General features: G+C 62.8%; 16 protein-coding genes. 4 read left to right on the top strand and 12 right to left on the bottom strand.

The window, feature by feature from the left end:
* Nucleotides 1-56 precede the first annotated feature (56 nt).
* Nucleotides 57-962 (bottom strand): DMT family transporter, encoded by a 906-nt coding sequence (locus J3O30_RS07285; RefSeq protein WP_207583571.1) that lies wholly within the window; start codon nt 960-962, stop codon nt 57-59.
* 144 nt (nt 963-1106) lie between these two features.
* Here J3O30_RS07285 and J3O30_RS07290 point away from each other — a divergent pair, with 144 nt between their 5' ends.
* The gene (locus J3O30_RS07290; RefSeq protein ID WP_207583572.1) at nt 1107-1580 is read left to right on the top strand and encodes an Lrp/AsnC family transcriptional regulator; all 474 of its coding nucleotides are present in this window, start codon (nt 1107-1109) and stop codon (nt 1578-1580) included.
* A 31-nt stretch (nt 1581-1611) separates the two neighbouring features.
* Here J3O30_RS07290 and mgtE read toward each other — a convergent pair whose 3' ends face one another.
* Together mgtE and J3O30_RS07300 are read right to left on the bottom strand one after the other, a co-directional pair.
* Entirely contained in the window at nt 1612-2985 is a 1374-nt protein-coding gene (mgtE, locus tag J3O30_RS07295; RefSeq protein ID WP_207583573.1) for a magnesium transporter, read from the bottom strand.
* 264 nt (nt 2986-3249) lie between these two features.
* Nucleotides 3250-4476 (bottom strand): MFS transporter, encoded by a 1227-nt coding sequence (locus J3O30_RS07300; RefSeq protein ID WP_207583574.1) that lies wholly within the window; start codon nt 4474-4476, stop codon nt 3250-3252.
* Between the two features lie 300 nt (nt 4477-4776).
* On the opposite strand from J3O30_RS07300, the gene J3O30_RS07305 reads away from it, so the two are divergent.
* Nucleotides 4777-5721 carry a diacylglycerol kinase family protein gene (locus J3O30_RS07305; RefSeq protein ID WP_207583575.1) on the top strand — a complete coding sequence of 315 codons (945 nt, stop codon included), beginning with the start codon at nt 4777-4779 and terminating at the stop codon, nt 5719-5721.
* A gap of 15 nt (nt 5722-5736) precedes the next feature.
* Here the strand turns inward: J3O30_RS07305 and J3O30_RS07310 are convergent, their stop codons facing one another.
* A complete protein-coding gene (locus J3O30_RS07310) occupies nt 5737-7089 on the bottom strand; it encodes a glutamine synthetase family protein (RefSeq protein ID WP_207584279.1) in 1353 nt (450 codons plus the stop codon).
* An 80-nt stretch (nt 7090-7169) separates the two neighbouring features.
* On the opposite strand from J3O30_RS07310, the gene J3O30_RS07315 reads away from it, so the two are divergent.
* Nucleotides 7170-8537 carry an aspartate aminotransferase family protein gene (locus J3O30_RS07315; RefSeq protein ID WP_207583576.1) on the top strand — a complete coding sequence of 456 codons (1368 nt, stop codon included), beginning with the start codon at nt 7170-7172 and terminating at the stop codon, nt 8535-8537.
* Between the two features lie 6 nt (nt 8538-8543).
* On the opposite strand, the gene J3O30_RS07320 is transcribed toward J3O30_RS07315, so the two are convergent.
* The 4 genes from J3O30_RS07320 to J3O30_RS07335 all read right to left on the bottom strand — a co-directional run bounded on the left by J3O30_RS07320 (nt 8544) and on the right by J3O30_RS07335 (nt 14191).
* The gene (locus tag J3O30_RS07320) at nt 8544-10031 is read right to left on the bottom strand and encodes a glycosyltransferase family 39 protein (RefSeq protein WP_207583577.1); all 1488 of its coding nucleotides are present in this window, start codon (nt 10029-10031) and stop codon (nt 8544-8546) included.
* The gene (locus tag J3O30_RS07325; protein ID WP_207583578.1) at nt 10032-11531 is read right to left on the bottom strand and encodes a glycosyltransferase family 39 protein; all 1500 of its coding nucleotides are present in this window, start codon (nt 11529-11531) and stop codon (nt 10032-10034) included.
* A 12-nt stretch (nt 11532-11543) separates the two neighbouring features.
* Entirely contained in the window at nt 11544-12560 is a 1017-nt protein-coding gene (locus J3O30_RS07330; protein ID WP_207583579.1) for a glycosyltransferase family 2 protein, read from the bottom strand.
* 137 nt (nt 12561-12697) lie between these two features.
* On the bottom strand, nt 12698-14191 hold the full coding sequence (locus tag J3O30_RS07335) for a glycosyltransferase family 39 protein (protein WP_207583580.1): 1494 nt from the start codon (nt 14189-14191) through the stop codon (nt 12698-12700).
* Between the two features lie 196 nt (nt 14192-14387).
* On the opposite strand from J3O30_RS07335, the gene J3O30_RS07340 reads away from it, so the two are divergent.
* On the top strand, nt 14388-15350 hold the full coding sequence (locus J3O30_RS07340) for a lysylphosphatidylglycerol synthase domain-containing protein (protein ID WP_207583581.1): 963 nt from the start codon (nt 14388-14390) through the stop codon (nt 15348-15350).
* Here the strand turns inward: J3O30_RS07340 and J3O30_RS07345 are convergent.
* From J3O30_RS07345 to J3O30_RS07360, 4 genes are read right to left on the bottom strand one after another with little or no spacing between them, the layout of a single operon-like run.
* Nucleotides 15318-16559, bottom strand: a complete 1242-nt coding sequence (locus J3O30_RS07345; protein ID WP_207583582.1) for an RNA polymerase sigma factor — start codon at nt 16557-16559, stop codon at nt 15318-15320. The genes J3O30_RS07340 and J3O30_RS07345 overlap by 33 nt on opposite strands.
* A 9-nt stretch (nt 16560-16568) precedes the next feature.
* Complete coding sequence (locus tag J3O30_RS07350; protein ID WP_207583583.1) at nt 16569-16928, bottom strand: YciI family protein; 360 nt, start codon at nt 16926-16928, stop codon at nt 16569-16571.
* 2 nt (nt 16929-16930) lie between these two features.
* Complete coding sequence (locus J3O30_RS07355) at nt 16931-17290, bottom strand: YciI family protein (protein ID WP_207583584.1); 360 nt, start codon at nt 17288-17290, stop codon at nt 16931-16933.
* 10 nt (nt 17291-17300) lie between these two features.
* Entirely contained in the window at nt 17301-17657 is a 357-nt protein-coding gene (locus J3O30_RS07360; RefSeq protein WP_207583585.1) for a YciI family protein, read from the bottom strand.
* Nucleotides 17658-17750: the final 93 nt, after the last annotated feature.

Consider the following 17750-nt stretch of genomic DNA (forward strand, 5'->3'; position numbering starts at 1 on the left):
AAGCCGCCGCAGCGATGGCTGTCGGCGGCTTTCGACGTTCGTTGGTCCGGTGGCGGTCAGCGGCGCTGGGCGGCGATCCCCGTGGAAAGCGCAACGCCCATGCCGGTGATCACGGCGGCGCTGATTTCCGTCAGGCCGATCGGTTCGCCAAGCAGCAAGCCGCCGCCAAGCGTTGCCAGCACAGGCGTCAGCGCCGTGAAGGCGGCGGCCTGCGTTCCGCCGAGCGTTGTGACGGCGGTGCCGTAGGCGACCATGGCGACGAGGCCGGAAAGAATGCCCTGGCTCAGCACCTGCAGGCCGATTTCCGGAAGCGGTGCCTGCTGCAGCGAGATGCCGAAGATGAGGGCCAGCGCGCCCATGATCAGGAAGGACCAGACGGCGATCAGCGCGCTTGCCTGCACGGCCGTCAGGCCGGAGCGGCGGAAGGCATGCGTATAGCTCGCCCACAATACGGCGCCGGCCGGTAGCAGCACGAAGCTCGTCCATGGAAGCGAGGCGTCTGCAAGGCTGTGGGTGAGCAGGATCAGCACGCCGGCGACGATTGCGACCAGCCCGGCGATGCGGGTGGTATCAGGTCTTTCGCCAAACAGCACGATGCCGATCAGCGCCGCCGCGAGCGGCATCGAGCCGCCGAGCAGGATGCCTGAAGACGCAGCCGGCGTCGAATGGATTGCCAGCGTGGTGAGCAGGAAGAAAACGGCGCCGGACCCGGACACCATGATCGCCACCAGGTGCAGCGGCAGGGACTTCGGCAACAGTCCGGTCTTCAGCCAGACCGGCGAAAGCACCAGCGCCGGAATGCCGAAGCGGATCAGCCCGATGTCGACCGAGCCGAGCGGCGTTGCGGCGCTGTGGCGGGTGACGAGAAACCATGTCGCCCAGATCAGTACGGTAACGGTGCCGCCGGCATAACCCAGTGCCTGCGAAGGCGATTTGTCGTTCGTAAATGCAATGGTGGTCATCGTCCTGTCCCTTCCTTCATCCGGAGCCTTTCCGGTTGAGGAAAAGATTAGTCCCAGAGGGCAGGGCATGTCCTTGCTATCTCTGGCTCAAAAATCATATTATGCGCAATATTCTGCCAATCGACGCCAACAGGGATCGCGAAAATGCCAAATCTCGATAAATTCGATATCGCCATCCTGAAGTGCCTGCAGGAGGATGCACGGGCAACCAATGTCGAGATCGCCGAGAAGGTGAACCTTTCGCCGTCGCCCTGCCTGCGCCGCATCCGCAATCTCGAACGCTCCGGTATCATCCGCGGCTACACGGCCGATATCGACCGTAAGGAGGTCGGCCTCGGCCTGACCGTCTTCGTCGAATTCAAGGTCGCCCATCACAGCCGTGAGAATTCCGAGGCGCAGCAGAAGGCGCTGCTCGCCATCCCCGAGATCGTCTCCTGTTTCCTGATTTCGGGCACGGCCGATTTCCTCGCCGAAGTGGTGGTCGAGGATCTCGCCGCCTACGAACGGCTTCTGACGGAAACGCTGTTGACCCTGCCGAATGTCAGCGACATCCGCTCCAACTTCGCCATCCGCAGCATGAAGACGCATGGGCCGTTGAAGCTGCCCGAGGGAAAATAAATCCCCTCGGGCTTGCTGCCATTTGCGGGTGCTACAGCAGCGTCCCGCTGAGGATGAGCAGGGCCACCGAGAAGTAGATGACGAGCCCGGTGACGTCGACCAGCGTGGCGACGAAGGGGGCCGAAGCGCTGGCCGGATCGAGCCGGAGCTTCTGCAGCAAGAAGGGCAGCATCGAACCGCAGATCGAGCCGAAGGTGACGATCCCGATCAGGGCGGCAAACACCGTGATGGCGACCATCTGCCAGTGCGGGCCGTAGTCGTAGAGGCCGGCCGACTGCCAGAAGACGATGCGAATGAAGCCGACGAGGCCGAGGATCGCGCCGAGCACGATGCCGGTCGGCAGTTCGCGCAGCAGCACCTTCCACCAGTCCGAAAGCTTCAGCTCGCCGAGCGCCAGCGCCCGAATGATCAGCGAGGTCGCCTGCGAACCGGAATTGCCGCCCGAGCTCATGATCAGCGGGATGAACAGCGTCAGCACCACGGCCTTTTCCAGCTCGCCTTCGAAATGCTGCATGGCGCTTGCCGTCAGCATCTCGCCGAGGAAGAGGGCGGCGAGCCAGCCGGCGCGCTTGCGGATCATGCCGGCGAAGCCGATCTTCATGTAGGGCTGGCCGAGCGCCTCCATGCCGCCGAACCTCTGGGCCGCTTCCGTCGTGTCTGATATCATCGTGTCGATCACGTCGTCGACGGTGACGATGCCGAGCATCTGCCCATGTTCGTCGGTGACCGGCAGGGCGAGCAGGTCATGCTTGCGGATCAACCGGGCGACATCCTCCTGCTTCATCAGCGGATCGGCCGAAACCGGCGCACCCTTCTGCGCCACCGAGAGGATGGAAGCATCCGGCTCGCCGGTGATGAGGCGGCGCAGCGTCACCACATGCATGAGCGCATGGCTGATCTCGTCGAGCACATAGATGGCGTAGACGGTCTCGCGCGAGCGTTCGACCTGGCGCACATGGTCGAGTGTCTGGGCGATGGTCCAGTTCACCGGCACGCTGACGAATTCCGTCGTCATGATGCCGCCGGCCGTGCGCGGCGGGTAGCCCATCAGGTGCTGGATCGCGATGCGCACCGGCTCGTCGAGGCTGGCAAACAGCCGGGCGCGGGTCTCGCCGTCGAGTTCGAGCAGCACGTCGGCGACACGGTCGTTGGACATGCCATGCAGCAGGCGTGCAGCGTCCTCGGCGCTGATCAGCGCCAGGATCTGTGCAGCGTTGCGAAGCTCCGGCCGGTCGAGGATGTTGACGGCATAGTCGAGCGGCATGCCGGTCAGCACGCGGCCGGCGTCCTGGACGGTCAGCGCGTTCAACGATTCGACGTGTTCGGCGATCGTTGCGCCGCGGCTGTTGTTAATGAAGGCACGGGCGGCATAGCCTGCCCGAAGAGGGAAGCGATTGATATTCATTTGAGGCTCGCCTTTCCGTCGATCCGCCGTAGCGTCCCGACCGGGCGAGCCGACAGGAGTCGGTCAGCGCACTAGGGCCGCGTACGGCAAGGGCAATCGACTGCTACTGTCGCTTGGCATCGTTAAGATGGCTCCGTTAAAATCCGCGGAAGACGAGGGCCGTCCACGTGAGAGGTTAGGTGGTCCCGAACGCGAAAAAAGTCAAGCGGGGTAAAAGCTTAACGCCAGAATGTCGCACCTCCGCGCATTGCGGGCGGAGACGTTCTACGCGGCCTGCGTGCTCCGGCTGCGACGCTCCAGCCGTGCTGAGGCCGCAAAGACGAAGAGGCCGAGGAAGGACAGTGCTGCGCCGACATAACCGGTTGCCGCAAAACCGTAGCCCCAGGCGATGACGAGACCGCCGAGCCAGGCGCCGATCGCATTGGCGATGTTGAAGGCGGAATGGTTGGAAGCGGCGGCAAGCGTCTGCGCATCGGCGGCGACATCCATCAGCCGTGTCTGCAGCGCCGGGCCGGCGGCAAAACCGCAGCCGACGAGGAAGACGGAGAGGCCGAGCATATAGGGATTGGCGGCGGTCAGCGAGAAGGTGGTCAGCACGACGATATTATAGACGAGCGAGCCGCCGATCGTACCGAGCAGCGATTTGTCGGCGAGCCATGAACCGATGAAATTGCCGGCATTCATGCCGACGCCGAAGAGCACCAGCATGATCGGAACCGCTGTTTCCGGCAGCATCGCCACCTCGGTTGTCGTCGAGGCGATATAGCTGAACATCGCAAACATACCGCCGTAACCGACAGCGGCGATGCCGAGCGTCAGCCACACCTGCGGCCGGCGGAAAGCCCCGAGTTCGCGCAGGAAGCTTGCCTCCTCGGAAACCCTGTCCTTGGGAACGTAGAACCAGATCAGCGCCACCGTCAGCAGGCCGAGCACGCCGACCGAGAAAAATGCGATCTGCCAGTCGAGCGACTGGCCGAAGAACGTCGTCAAGGGCGCGCCGAGAAGTGTTGCGACGGTTAGGCCGAGCATGACGCGGCCGACGGCACGTGCGCGGCGGTGCACAGGCACCATCGAGGCGGCGACAAGGGCTGCGACGCCGAAATAGGCGCCATGCGGCAGGCCGCTGACGAAGCGCAGCAACGTGAAGGTTTCGAAGGTCGGCGCCATGGCGCTGAAGATATTGCCGGCGGCAAAGATCAGCATCAGTGTTAGCAGCAGCGTACGGCGCGCCATCTTCGCGGCGAGCACGGCGATGACGGGCGCGCCGATGACGACGCCGAGTGCATAGGCGCTGATGACGTAGCCGGCTTGCGGGGTCGTGACCGAGAAGGTCTTGGCGACATTGGGCAATAGGCCCATAATCGCGAATTCGCCGGTGCCGATGCCGAAGCCGCCGCAGGCGAGCGCCAACTGGACCAGCGCTACTGTCGTTGCCGAGGGCAGCCCTTCATCCTGGCTATCGATGGAATCATTGACGGTGATCTCACTCACGAGAGCTCCTCGATGCGGTTTTCTGATTGGCGATGGCCTTGGCGCTGGCACGGCCGCGGGCCGATCGTTCAAAATGGCGGGAGGTGGAGACCTGTCTCCGATCCTTCCATCTATCCGTGACGACCCGGCCGGCGTCGAGTGCGTTTTTTGCAGTGCAGCGTCCTGCTATGTGCATATGTCCGTTGCAATTTTTGCATTTCTGTCGTCTCCCGGGAAAGGTACTGGCGCTTGAAATCGCCGATCCCGAAACCATCTGATGGGCAAGGCAGGATTATTTCCGCGCCAGAGACGGGAGCCCTCATGAAGCTTGTAGGCTTTTTCAATCGCGACGGCGGTACCTTCAGGACCACCGACATGCTGGCCTACGAAAAGAGGGCGGAGGCGGCTTTCCGCGAAGCTGGGCACGATTTCGACGCCATCGTCTTCTCCGGAAAGGAGATCATTCCCGCCATGGAGCGGGCGGCCAAGCGCGACGACATCGACGGGATCGTTGCCGGCGGCGGCGACGGCACGATTTCGGCGGCGGCATCGATCGCCTGGAAAAACGGCATTGCGCTCGGCGTCGTGCCGGCCGGCACCATGAACCTGTTTGCCCGCTCGCTGCGTGTGCCGCTCGATATCTGGCAGGCGCTCGATGTGCTTGCCTCTGGCGAGATCGACAATGTCGATATCGCCAGCGCCAACGGCCGGCCCTTCATCCACCAGTTTTCCGCCGGCCTGCATGCCCGAATGGTGCGCTACCGCAACGCCTACAGCTATCGTTCGCGGCTGGGCAAGATACGGGCGAGCACAAAGGCGGCCTTGGGCGTCATCTTCAACCCGCCGGAATTCGAAGTCGAGTTCGAGGCGGCCGGCATGCGCGAGCGCCGCAGGGTGTCGGCAATCTCCGTCTCCAACAATCCCTTCGGTGAGAATGCGCTGCTTTACGCCGACAATCTGAGAAGCGGCGAGCTCGGCTTCTATACGGCAAATCCGCTGAAACCGGTCGGTGTCGCTCGTCTCGCCATCGACATGCTGCGCGGCAAGGTCCGCGAGAATGCCGATGTCATGGTGATGCATCCGGCGGAGGTGCAACTGCATTTCCCGAAACTGCGTTACAAGGCCAATTGTGTCATGGACGGCGAGTTGCTGCCGCTCGAACGCGACGTCTCGATCCGACTGCATCCAGGCGAGTTGAAGGTTCTCGTCAAGCAGGGTCTCGCCGCGCAGGTGGATGCGGCCGAGCGCCGCGAGCCGGCTGTGTAGGTCTTCTGCTGAATTTCAGAGCCGCGGCAGATAAGTGCGATAGTCGAAATCCGAGACGGTGCGCAGATGCGCAAGCGCTTCCTTGCGCTTGGTGTCGCCGTAGAGCGCCTGATAACGTGCGCCGAAGATATCGGCGATGAAGGGCGAGGCACGGAAGGCTTCGACGGCACTCAGGAAATCATGCGTCAGCCGCGCGGTATTCGCCGGTGTGTGCGACGGCGACGTCTCCTCGCCGGGGTCGAGTTCGCCGTCGAGACCGATAAGCATGCCGCCAAGGATCGCGGCGAGCAGTAGATAGGGATTGGCGTCGGCGCCGGCGACGCGGTGTTCGATGCGGGCGGCCGGCCCATCCTTGTCGGGTATGCGGATCGCCGTGCCGCGATGGCCGCTGCCCCAGGTCAGATCGACAGGTGCAAACGAGCCCGGCTGGAAGCGGCGATAGGAGTTGGCGAACGGGGCGAAGATCAGCTGCGCCGCGCGCATGGTGTCGAGCAGGCCTGCTGTCACCGATTTCAGCAGTTTCGGTTCGCCGCCCTTGGCATCGAGAATGTTGCGGCCTTGCACATCGATGATGCTCGCATGCACATGCAGGCCGGAGCCGGCATGGTCGGAATAAGGCTTGGCCATGCAGGTCGATTTCAGTCCGTGGCGGCGCGCCGCCTGCTCGGCGATGCGCTTGAGGTAGAGGCAATCGTCCGCCGCGGCCAGCGCATCGGGGCGGTGCAGCAGGTTGACCTCGAACTGACCAGGGCCGAATTCCGCCGTCGTCGCATCCGCCGGCAGCCCCTGCGCCTTCGCATAGGCCCTCAGCGTCCCGAGATAGACGTCGAGTGCATCGACGGCGCTCATGTCGTAAAGCTGGAAGCCGTTCGGTTCGCCGCGATAGGTGAGGCTTTCGGGCGGGGAGGGGCGGCCGGCCTCGCGCCAGTCCCCTGACATCACGTAGAATTCCAGCTCGGTCGCCACCACGGGTGTCAGGCCGCGTGCACGATAACGATCGAGCACCGAGGCGAGGATGGCGCGCGGATCCATGAAGCTCGGGATGCCGTCGAATTCGTGCATGGTGGCAAGCACCTGCATCGAGCCCTCGGGCGCCCAGGGCATCGGCGCGAGGCTCCGCCGGTCGGGGACGAGCTTGCCGTCCGGATCACCGATCGTCAGCGACAGGCCGGTAATGTCGTCATTGTCGTCGCCCCAGATGTCGAGCGATTGCGTCGAGGTCGGCAGGCGGATGTCGCCGGCCCAGATCTTGTCTTCGGCGCCGGGCGGAAGCTGCTTGCCGCGCAGATCGCCGTTCATGCCGACGATCAGGATCTCAAAACGAGGATCGCCGCCCTCGGCCTTGCCGTCCACCCTGTCGCTCGCCATGACCTTGAAAATCCTCCGGGACAAGGCCAAGCTCCTATCCCATCGATAACAGCCTTTCAATCCGCGAGGGTCTTCCCATTATGCCCGATACCTACCCACCCTCGAACCTTGCGGCGATCGACGCCGCGCATCACCTGCATCCCTTCGCCGACATGAAGAAGCTGAATGCCGAAGGCACACGCATCATCCAGCGCGGCGAGGGCGTTCATATCTTCGACAATCACGGCAGGAAATATCTCGATGGCTTCGCCGGCCTCTGGTGCGTCAATATCGGCTATGGCCGCCGCGAGATCACTGACGCCGTTGCAAGACAGATGAACGAGCTGCCCTATTACAATACCTTCTTCGGCACGAGTTCGACGCCGGCGACGCTGCTTGCCCAGAAGGTCACCGCCCACGCGGGGGCGCGTTTCAACCATATCTTCTTCACCGGCTCCGGCTCGGAGGCGAACGACACCTGGTTCCGCATGGCCCGCGTCTATTGGAGCGCCGTCGGCAAGCCGTCGAAGAAAATCGTTATAGCAAGGAAGAACGGCTATCACGGTTCGACCGTCGCCGGCGCCAGCCTCGGCGGTATGAAATACATGCACGAGCAGGGCGACCTGCCGATCCCTGGCATCGTTCATATCGGCCAGCCCTATTGGTACGGCGAGGGCGGCGATCTCTCGCCTGATGAATTCGGTCTCAAGGTCGCCCGCGAACTCGAAGCGAAGATCGACGAGTTGGGCGAGGAAAATGTCGCAGCCTTCGTCGCCGAACCGGTGCAGGGGGCTGCCGGCGTCATCATCCCGCCCGAGACCTACTGGCCGGAGATCGACAGGATCTGCAAGGCGCGTAATATCCTGTTGGTGACCGATGAGGTGATCTGCGGTTTCGGCCGGCTGGGCGCCTGGTTCGGCTATCAGCATTTCGGCGTCGAGCCCGATCTGGCGCCGATCGCCAAGGGACTGTCCTCCGGCTACCTGCCGATCGGCGGCGTGCTCGTCAGTGACCGCATCGCCGACGTGCTGATCAACGAGGTCGGCGAGTTCAATCACGGCTTCACCTATTCCGGCCATCCCGTCTGCGCTGCCGCCGGCCTCGAAAACCTGCGCATCATCGAGGAGGAGAAATTGGTCGAACGGGTGCGCGACGATATCGGCCCCTATTTTGGCAAGGCCTGGGCGGCCCTTGCCGAGCATGATCTGGTCGGCGAGGCCGTCAGCATCGGCCTGATGGGCGCCCTGCAGCTGACTGCCGACAAGAGCACGCGCACGCGTTATGACAAGCCCGATCAGGTCGGTGCGCTGGTGCGCAACCATGCGCTGGCGAACGGCCTCGTGCTGCGCGCCACGGGCGACCGCATGCTGGCCTCGCCACCGCTTGTCATCAGCCATGCGGAGGTGGACGAGATGGCAAGAATTACCAGCCTGGCGCTGGATTTGGCCTGGAAGGAACTGAAATCCTGATTTCGCTTAGTCCGGCTGGTTGATCCAGGCATAGCCGAAACGGTAGCGATCCTCGCCGCGCCCGTAGAAATAGGGCGCGTCGATCACCGACCCATCCGGTGCGGACGTGCCGAGATTGGCTTGGAGCCATTGAGCCATGGCCGGCGGGAGGGCTTCGCTTCCCCCTTTCGGCGGTATCAGCCAGACGAGGAGAAGCGGTCGCCGGTCGGTCAGATCCGGATGGAAGCCGGGATAATCCACGGAGAGAACCGGCAAGCCGGGAATATCCTGCCGGAGATTGCCGGCAAGCAGGCTGTCTCCGGCAAGGATCGCCGCCGGCTCGGCCTGTTTGCGCAGGCTTTCCAGCATCGTGGCATAGGGCCTGTTCAATCGTTCGTAGTGACCGGTGAAGCGTGCGGCCGCGACACTGCCGTAAAGGGCCGCTGGCACGCCGATCATGATGATCGCGACGATCGCCATAAAACGCCGGAACGCCCTGCCTGTCGCGACGCCGGCGGCCTCGATCTTCAGGCAGAAATAGAGCGGCAGGATGAAGAGCATCGGCACCAGCCAGCGGTCCTTGATACCGGCCGCGCCGCCGAAGACGATCAGAAACAGAATGCCGATGAGGAAGACGAGCATCATCCGCTCGATGAGCCGTGTCCATTCCGAGCCGGCGGTGAGCGCCGGACGAAGGCTCTTGCCGAAGACGATGGCAAAGACCGCCACCGTCAATCCGGCAAAGCTGATGGTGGCGAGAGCGAGCGAGGTGACACCCATGGCCACCTGCACGAGATAGCTCGCATGGCCGCTCGCAGTCATCTTCTCCAGGGTGCGTGCGGTGGCGAAATCGAGATTGTCCTTCAGCCAGAAGAGATGCGGCAGGGTGATGACGAATGCCACCGCCACCGTCAGCATCAGCCGCCGGTCGAAGATCCGCGGCCGCAGGCGCGCATCCGCCAGCGCGGCAATCAGCGCTGCCGCCGGCAGGATCGCGAAATTATATTTAGCAAGCAGTCCGAAGCCGATTCCGATGCCGGCGATCAGATAGGAGGCAAGGCTCGGCTGTTTCAGGCTGCGGATGAAGCCGTAGAAGAAGATGCTGGCCGAGAAGAACACGGCGACCGTATGCGTGAGGTCGCGCTGCATCTCGAAAGCCATCTGCGGGATCGTCAGCAGCCCCAGTGCTGATATCGCCACCAGCGCCTTGTCGCGCAGCAGGAGACGCGCGGTCAGGCCGTAGAGCAAGTAGGACGTGAACAGCAGAAGGTTTTTCACCACCGAAAGCGCGGCAAGCGAGACGCCGGCAAATTGGAAGACGGTGTATTGCAGCCAGTTGTAGAACGGCGGCTGAGGGCCGTAGCCGGCGGCAAGCCATTGCGAGCGGAAGGCCTGTTCGGCTTCGTCGAGATCGAGCGAATGCGAGGTTGCCAGCCGCACGCCGACCTGAAGCACGAAATAGGCCGCCAGCAGGACGAAAATCCACCGGATGTCGCGGCTATTGGTTTCGCTCATCTATCTGGCCCTCGGCTGAACCCACGCGTAACCGAGCGCGAAATTGTCGCCCGGGCGGCCGAAATAATAGGGAAGCGACAGCGAGCCGATCTCCTGCGGCGCGATGCCCGCTGCCGTCAGCGCCGATGAAAACTGCTCCGGCATGACCGCATCGGCGGCCGTCGCCGTCTTCTTGCCGCGCCAGACGACCAGCACTGGTCCCTTCGCCTCGGCATAGGCTGGAATGCCAGGTGCCGGGAAATCGGGGATGACCGCGGGCACATCGGGAAATTGCAGCCGCATGTTTCCGCCGACATAGGTGTCCGAGGCGATCACCAACGCCGGTTCCGCCTGCCGCGACATCTCGCGAGAAAGGCCCGCCATCGGCACGTTCGGCCTGCTGTAGACGCCGATCAGCCCGGCGCCGACGACACGCAAGCCGAGTGCGATCAGCACGCAGGCCATCAGCACCGGCAGCACCGGCCGGAGGCGGCGTAGCCCTCCGGAAAGGTCGATGCCGGCAGCCTGCATCTTCGCCAGGAAATAGATCGGCAGCACCAGCAGGAACGGGTCGAGCCAGCGTTCACGCACAGTGGTGGAGCCGGTGAAGAGCACGATGAGAACGATGCCGGCAAGGCTTGCGAGCATCATCCGCTCCATCATCCCGGTCCAGCGGTTGCCGGCCGAAAGGGCACGGATAAAATCCCGGCGGAAGGTGGCGGCGAAAATGGCGACCGGCAGCGCCGCAAAGGCAATGATGGCAACGACAAAGGCGATGATGCCCTTGCCGATTCGCACCATGCCGGCGGGTTCGTTGCCGGCGGCCATCTTGACCAGAGTATCCGAGGAAGCAAATGCGAGATTGTCTCGCAGCCAGATCGCGTGCGGCAGGACGATGGCGAGCGCAATGACGATTGCCGCCAATATGCGCCAGTCGAGCGCCCTGCGGCGCCATTCGGCATCCGGCAGGATGGCGATCAAGCCGGCGGCTGGCATCAGTGCGAAATTATATTTCGAGATCAGGCCAATGCCTGTGGCAAGCCCGAGCACGAGATAGCTGCCGAGATTCGGTCGATCGAGCGTGCGGAAAAAGCCGTAGAGAAACAGCGAACTGGCAACGAGCAGTGCCGTCGTGTGGGTCAGATCCTGCTGGGCCATAAAGGAGACCTGGGGCAGGGTGATCAGCGCGAGCATGCCGATGGCGGCAAGCGCCTGGTCCTTCAAAGCTTCGCGCCCGGCAAGGCCGTAGAAAAGGTAGCACAGAAAGAGGAGAATATTCTTCGGAACGATCAGCGCGCCGATCGACATGCCCGTGACCGAAACGACGGCATATTGCATCCAGTTGTAGAAGGGCGGCTGCGGACCGTAGCCCGCCAGCAGATATTGCGAGAAGAAGGATTGCTCGGCCTCGTCGAGCTCCAGCGAATGCGGAAGCGCGAGGCGCAGCACGATGTTGAGCACGAAATAGGCCGCAAGCAGCAGGCCGGCGGTTTTGATCGTCCTCGTCGCGCGCTCCAGCATCGTGCTGCCGGCTTAGGCTTGGCTTCGATCGTCGAAGATCTGCCGCACGATATAATTCGGAGAGGCGTCGTCACGGTAATAGGTGCGCGCGATCATCTCCGCCAGGATGCCGGTTGTGATCATCTGCACCGACGACAGCAGCAGCACGACGCCGACCATCAGCATCGGCCGCGTGCCGATATCGTTGCCCATGATGAACTTGTCGAAGCCGAGATAGATGAGGATCAGCATCGCGACCGCACCGAGGCCAAGACCCAGCGAGCCGAAGAAATGCCCAGGCCGCGCCTTGTAGCGCATAAAGAACATCACCGACAGCAGGTCGAGAATGACGCGGACGGTGCGCGAAATTCCGTATTTCGAAACGCCGTGTTCGCGCGCATGGTGGGTGACGGCCATCTCGCCGATGCGCGAGCTCGGGACGACGCCGGCCACCCAGGCCGGGATGAAGCGGTGCATTTCGCCCATCAGCTTCACCTGCTTGATGATTGAGGCACGGTAGATCTTCAGGCTGCAGCCGTAATCGTGCAGCTTGACACCGGTGATGCGGCCGATCAGGTAGTTTGCGCACCAGGAGGGGATCTTGCGCAGCAGCAGACCGTCCTTGCGGTTCTTGCGCCAGCCGACCAAGAGGTCGAGTTCGCGCCGTTCCAATTCGGCGACCATCGCAGGAATGTCCTTCGGATCGTTCTGCAGGTCGCCGTCCATCGTTGCGATCAGCCGGCCCTGAGCGGTGTCGATACCAGCCTGCATGGCAGCGGTCTGGCCGAAGTTGCGCTGCAGCTCGACAATCCTGAGCACCAGCCCGTCGCGTCCGACGAACTTGCGGGCGTTGACGAGCGTCGCATCCGTGCTGCCGTCGTCGACGAGGAGCAGCTCCCAGCGATGGGGATAGGCTGCCATCGCAGCCACGACACGCTCGACGAGCGGACCGACGCTATCCTCTTCGTTGAAAATCGGCACGACCAGCGACAGCTCGAGCGATTGTACCGGATCATTCGTACCGCGAATGGGCTCTACGGTTGTCTGCAACGTTCATCTCCAAAAGGCCGGACGGCCGAGCAATCTTACTGCTGCCGTCGCGCTTGCGGAAGGCTAGTACATGAACTGTCCGCCGGTTGCCAGCGGGCAATGCCGGTTTCCCCGCAATCGCTTGACCTGCCGCAACGCTATTTGGCGCCGCCCTCTACCCAGGAATACCCGATGGAGAAGCTGCGTTTGCCGTCACCGAAGAGATAGGGCAGCGTCAGCGTGTTCAACTCCTGCAGATGAATGCCTGATCTTGCGAGATCGTTGGCGAAGCCGGGGGAAATCGTCGGGTCGTCTGCGGTCTCGCCGCGCCAGACAACCAGAACCGGTCCCTTCGCAGTCGCATATTCGGGAACCCCGGATCCCGGGAAGAACGGTATCACCACGGGAACATCGGGAAGCGCCAGCTTCAGATTGCCGGCCACGAACTTGGTTCCAGCGACGATGAGAACCGGCTTGCGGGTCGCGGTCAATTCAGCGACGTAGCCCGCAAAGGGTACGTTCGTTCTCGTATAGGTGCCGATATATTGAATGCCGATGATCCGGAAGAGAAGGATCGACAGGATGACGACCATGAAGACCGGCACCACGGGCCGGAAGCGCGCAAGGCCGGCGGAAAGATCGACACCGGCGGTTTCCAGTTTCAGGAACAGATAGAGCGGCAGGACGAGCAGGCAGGGGTCGAGCCAGCGCTCGTGGATATCGCTTGCGCCGGCAAAGAGCACCACGCCGACGAAAGCGACCAGACTGATGACCATCATCCGCTCGATCACCCGGATCATCGGGCTGGACGAGGAGAGCGCGCCAAAGAAGTCCCGCCGGAATGCGGCTGCGACGAGAACGATCGGCAAGGCGACGAAGCCGAGGACGGCGATGAGGAGAGATAATAGTCCCTGTCCGATGCGGGGCATGCCGGCGGGGGCCAAGTCTTCTGCGGTCATTCGCTCCAGTGTCGGCCCAGAGGCGCTGAGGAGATTGTCAGGCAACCAGAGCGCATGCGGCAGCACGATCAGAATGGCGACTACGATCGCCGGCAGCAAACGCCAGTCGATCAGGCGGCTGCGCCATTCCCGGTCAGGCAGCACGGCGAGGAGTGCTGCAGCCGGCAGGATGGCGAAATTGTATTTCGAGATCAGCCCGATGCCGGTGGCGATGCCGATGACGAGGAAACTTGCGAGCGTCGGCTGGCGCAGCGTCCGGAAAAAACCGAAGAGGAAGAGCGAGGTCGCAAACAGCAGGGCGACGGTATGGGTCAATTCGCGCTGCGCCATCAGGCCCACCTGCGGCAGCGTAATCAGGCTCAGCATGGCGACGGCTGCCAGCGAACGGTTCTTCAGCACCTCGCGGGCAGCAAGCCCATAGAAGAGATAACAGCCGAAGAGAATGATATTCTTGGGCACCGACAGCACCCACATCGATATGCCGGTCACCGAAACGATGGCATATTGAATCCAGTTGTAGAACGGCGGCTGCGGGCCGTAGCCGGCAAGCAGGTATTGTGAATAGAAAGATTGCTCCGCCTCGTCGAGATCGAGCGTATGAGGCAAGGCGATGCGCAGCGCGATATTGAGCAGGAAATAGACTGCCAGAAAAATGCTTGCGCTCGTAATGCTTTTGGTAATCCGCTCCAACATCGATCTCCACGTCAAGCCGGCAAGGCATGTGATTTACCGGTCAGCGCTCGGATCGTCGGCGGGGAAGCGGAGTTCGCCGCCACTGCCCATCAACTCCGCCGTTGTGCGCAACCGTCATTTCTCTTAAAAGGCCTGGCGACGGGATCGGGCCCTGCCGACCCAAGCCCTGCCGACCCAAGCAAGGAATGCCTACTACATGAAGAGTTCGATCGTTGAAAGCCGGCAATCCTGGTTTATGCGCAATCGCATGACGGTGCTGACGGTCGTCATCGTCGCAGCCTATGCGCTCTTCATCCAATGGTTCTGGGGTTGGCCTGTCATTATCAGGCAGTGGGCGGATGTCGGCGCCGGTCCGGTGATCGGCGCGCTGGTGCTCCTGACGAGCACCTATTTCCTGCGCACCTGGCGCATCTATGATTATTTTCCGAAGGAGACGGCCGGCCGGTTCGCGGTCCTCTTCCGCGTCACGCAGATCCACAACCTGTTGAACATCATGCTGCCCTTCCGCACCGGCGAGACCAGCTTTCCGCTGTTGATGCGCACGGAGTTCGGTATTCCGCTGACGCGCGGAACCTCGGCGCTGTTCGTCATGCGGCTGCTCGACCTGCACGCGCTTGTCGCCGCCGCCGGTATCGGTTTTGCCGTCGCCGCCGCAGATGCAGTTGTTGCCTGGTTGCTCTGGACGATGTTTCTGCTGCTGCCGGTCGCAGCTTTCGCCGCCCGCAAGCCGCTGCTGCGCCTCGCCGCCAGGCTGCTGCCGGGGAAGGCGCAGAAATTCGTCGCCGAGATCGAAAACGGGTTGCCGGTCGATGCCATCGCTTTTACACGCGCCTGGGCGATGACCATCGTCAACTGGCTGGTGAAGGTGATGGTGCTTGCCTGGGCGCTCGGCCTGATGGGCGTGCTGCCGATGGCGGCAAGCTTCGGCGGTGCGCTTGGCGGTGAGCTTTCCTCCGTGCTGCCGGTACACGCGCCGGGTGGCGTCGGTACCTATCCGGCCGGCATCACCGCCGGCGCCATTGCTCTCGGCGCTTCGAGCGAGCGGCTGGCCCTGGCCGCGTTGGCGCAGGCAAGCGTCAACGCCCACCTGCTGATCATCGTCTCAGCGCTGACGGGCACGGCGATCTCACTGCCGCTCGGGCGTCGCGGCAAGCTCTGAAATCCGTTTTCTGAGAAATGCCTGCTCCGGCTCCTGCCGGCAAAGCGACAGCGCCGTTCCATAGGCCGCGATCGCCTCCTGCCGCCGGCCGAGGCGCCGCAGGAAATCGGCGCGCGCCGAATGAGCGAGATGAAAGGCCTTGAGCTCCTGGCGTTCCAGAATGGCATCGACCAGATCCAGCCCCTTCGCCGGCCCTTCCGCCATCGCGATCGCCACGGCGCGATTGAGTTCGACGATCGGCGAGGGCTGAGCCGCCAGAAGAAGATCGTAATAGAAGGCGATCCGCCGCCAGTCAGTCTCATCGGCAGCAGGTGCCCTGGCATGCTCGGCGGCGATTGCCGCCTGCAGTGTGTAGGTGCCGATCTCTCCCGCCCGCATCGCCTCGGCAAGCAGCGCCGATCCTTCCGCAATCTTTTCATGATCCCAGAGCGAGCGGTCCTGATCGGCAAGCAGCACCAGCAGCCCCTGCTCATTGCTGCGGGCGGTGCGGCGGGAATCCTGCAGCAGCATCAGCGACAGCAGGCCGCGGACATCGGGATGCGGCAGCAGCGCCAGAAGCAGCCGGGCCAGACGGATCGCCTCCGCCGTCAGGTCGGCACGAACCACGGCCTCGCCCGAAGAGGCGGAATAGCCTTCGTTGAAGACCAGGTAGATGACGTGCAGCACCTGGTCGAGCCGCTCAGGCAGCGCCTCGCGGCCTGGCACCTCATAGGGGATATTCTCCGTTCGGATCCTGTTCTTGGCGCGCACGATCCGCTGGGCGACCGTCGGCGCCGGGGAGAGGAAGGCATGGGCGATCTCCTCGGTGGTCAATCCGCAGATTTCCCGAAGCGCCATCGCCGTCTGCGCATCGGAGGGGATGGCGGGATGGCAGCAGGTGAAGATCAGCCGCAGCATGTCGTCCTCGATTGGTTCCATGTCGCCGATCTCCGTTGCATCAGGCGTGTAGAGGCTGTCCTCGATGTGATGCTGCGACGCATCGAAGCGCGCTCGCCGCCGGATCGTGTCGATCGCTTTGAAGCGCCCCGTGGAAACGAGCCAGGCGAAGGGATTGCCGGGAATGCCGTCGGCCGGCCATGTCCGGGCGGCCGCGGCGAAGGCGTCGTGCAGCGCTTCCTCGGCCCGGTCGAAATCGCCGAGCAGGCGGATCAGCGTCGCCAGCACCCGGCGCGATTGGGTTCGATAAATCTCCTCGATCAGGCTTTCCAACGGCGCACCTCAGTCCGGCAGGGTCAGCATCCGCACGGGCCGAAGTTCGACCGCGCCGAAACGCGCCGAAGGGATCCGCCCGGCGATCTTTTTTGCCGTCGCCATATCAGGCGCCTCGATGACGTAGAAGCCGGCAAGATGCTCCTTCGTCTCGACATAGGGACCGTCGGTCGCGGACAGAGTGTTGTCTCGAACACGCAGCACGGTCGCCCTATCAGGCATCTCAAGCGCATCGGCGTGGACCATGACACCGTCGCGGCGCAGTTCCTCGTCGAAGGCGAAATGCGCTTTGACGAGGTCATCGGTCTCTTCAGATGTCAGCGTGCCGTCGGTGTCGGCGCTGTTATAGATCAGGCAGATGTAGCGCACGACTATTTCCCATCCTGGATGGCATAAGTCGGGCGCACTTCGATTGAGCAATATCTGAGGATCGGAAAACTGGACACGATCGTCTTCGCCTCCTCGATATTCTCGGCTTCGATCAGCACGAAACCACCGAGGTGCTCTTTGATTTCGGCAAAAGGACCATCGGTCGCGGAGGCTTCGCCGTTGCGCAGGCGGACGGTGATCGCCGCTGACGGTTCATGCAAGGCGAGCGCCACCAGCAGATGACCGCTCTCGCGCCAGCGATTGTCGCTGGTGATGCACTCCTGTGTGAGCGCATCCCATTCGGTCTGAGGAACCAGCTTGCTTTTTTCCGTGTCGAACCAGATCTGGCATAGAAACTTCATTGGTACCTCCTCATTGAGCTGCGAATTCGTGGATGGGCCGCACCTCGATCGCGCCGAGCTTGGCAAGCGGGATGCCAGCGGCGATGCGGATCGCGTCGTTGAGATCCTTGGCCTCGATCAGGATGAAGCCGCCGAGCGCCTCCTTGGTCTCGGTAAAGGGACCGTCCGTTACCGACATTTCACCGCCCCGCACCCTAACGGTCACCGCCGCTTTCGGCGACTGCAACGCCTGGGCGACGATCATATGTCCGCTTTCGACGAGGTCCTTGTCATAGTTCAAGGAGTTCGTGTCGAGCTTGGCCTTCTCCTCTTGCGTCATGGCGTCGAGCACGCCGTTATCGAACCAGACCTGACAGAGATATTTCATCGCGGACAGCCTCCCTTGCGGCGCTTCAATGACTCTGGACGATCGAGCTTCGCGCATTTCGACATCGCCCTAAAAAAACTTTTGGTGGGTCGG

This window comes from Rhizobium sp. NZLR1, from assembly GCF_017357385.1.
Classification (GTDB): domain Bacteria; phylum Pseudomonadota; class Alphaproteobacteria; order Rhizobiales; family Rhizobiaceae; genus Rhizobium.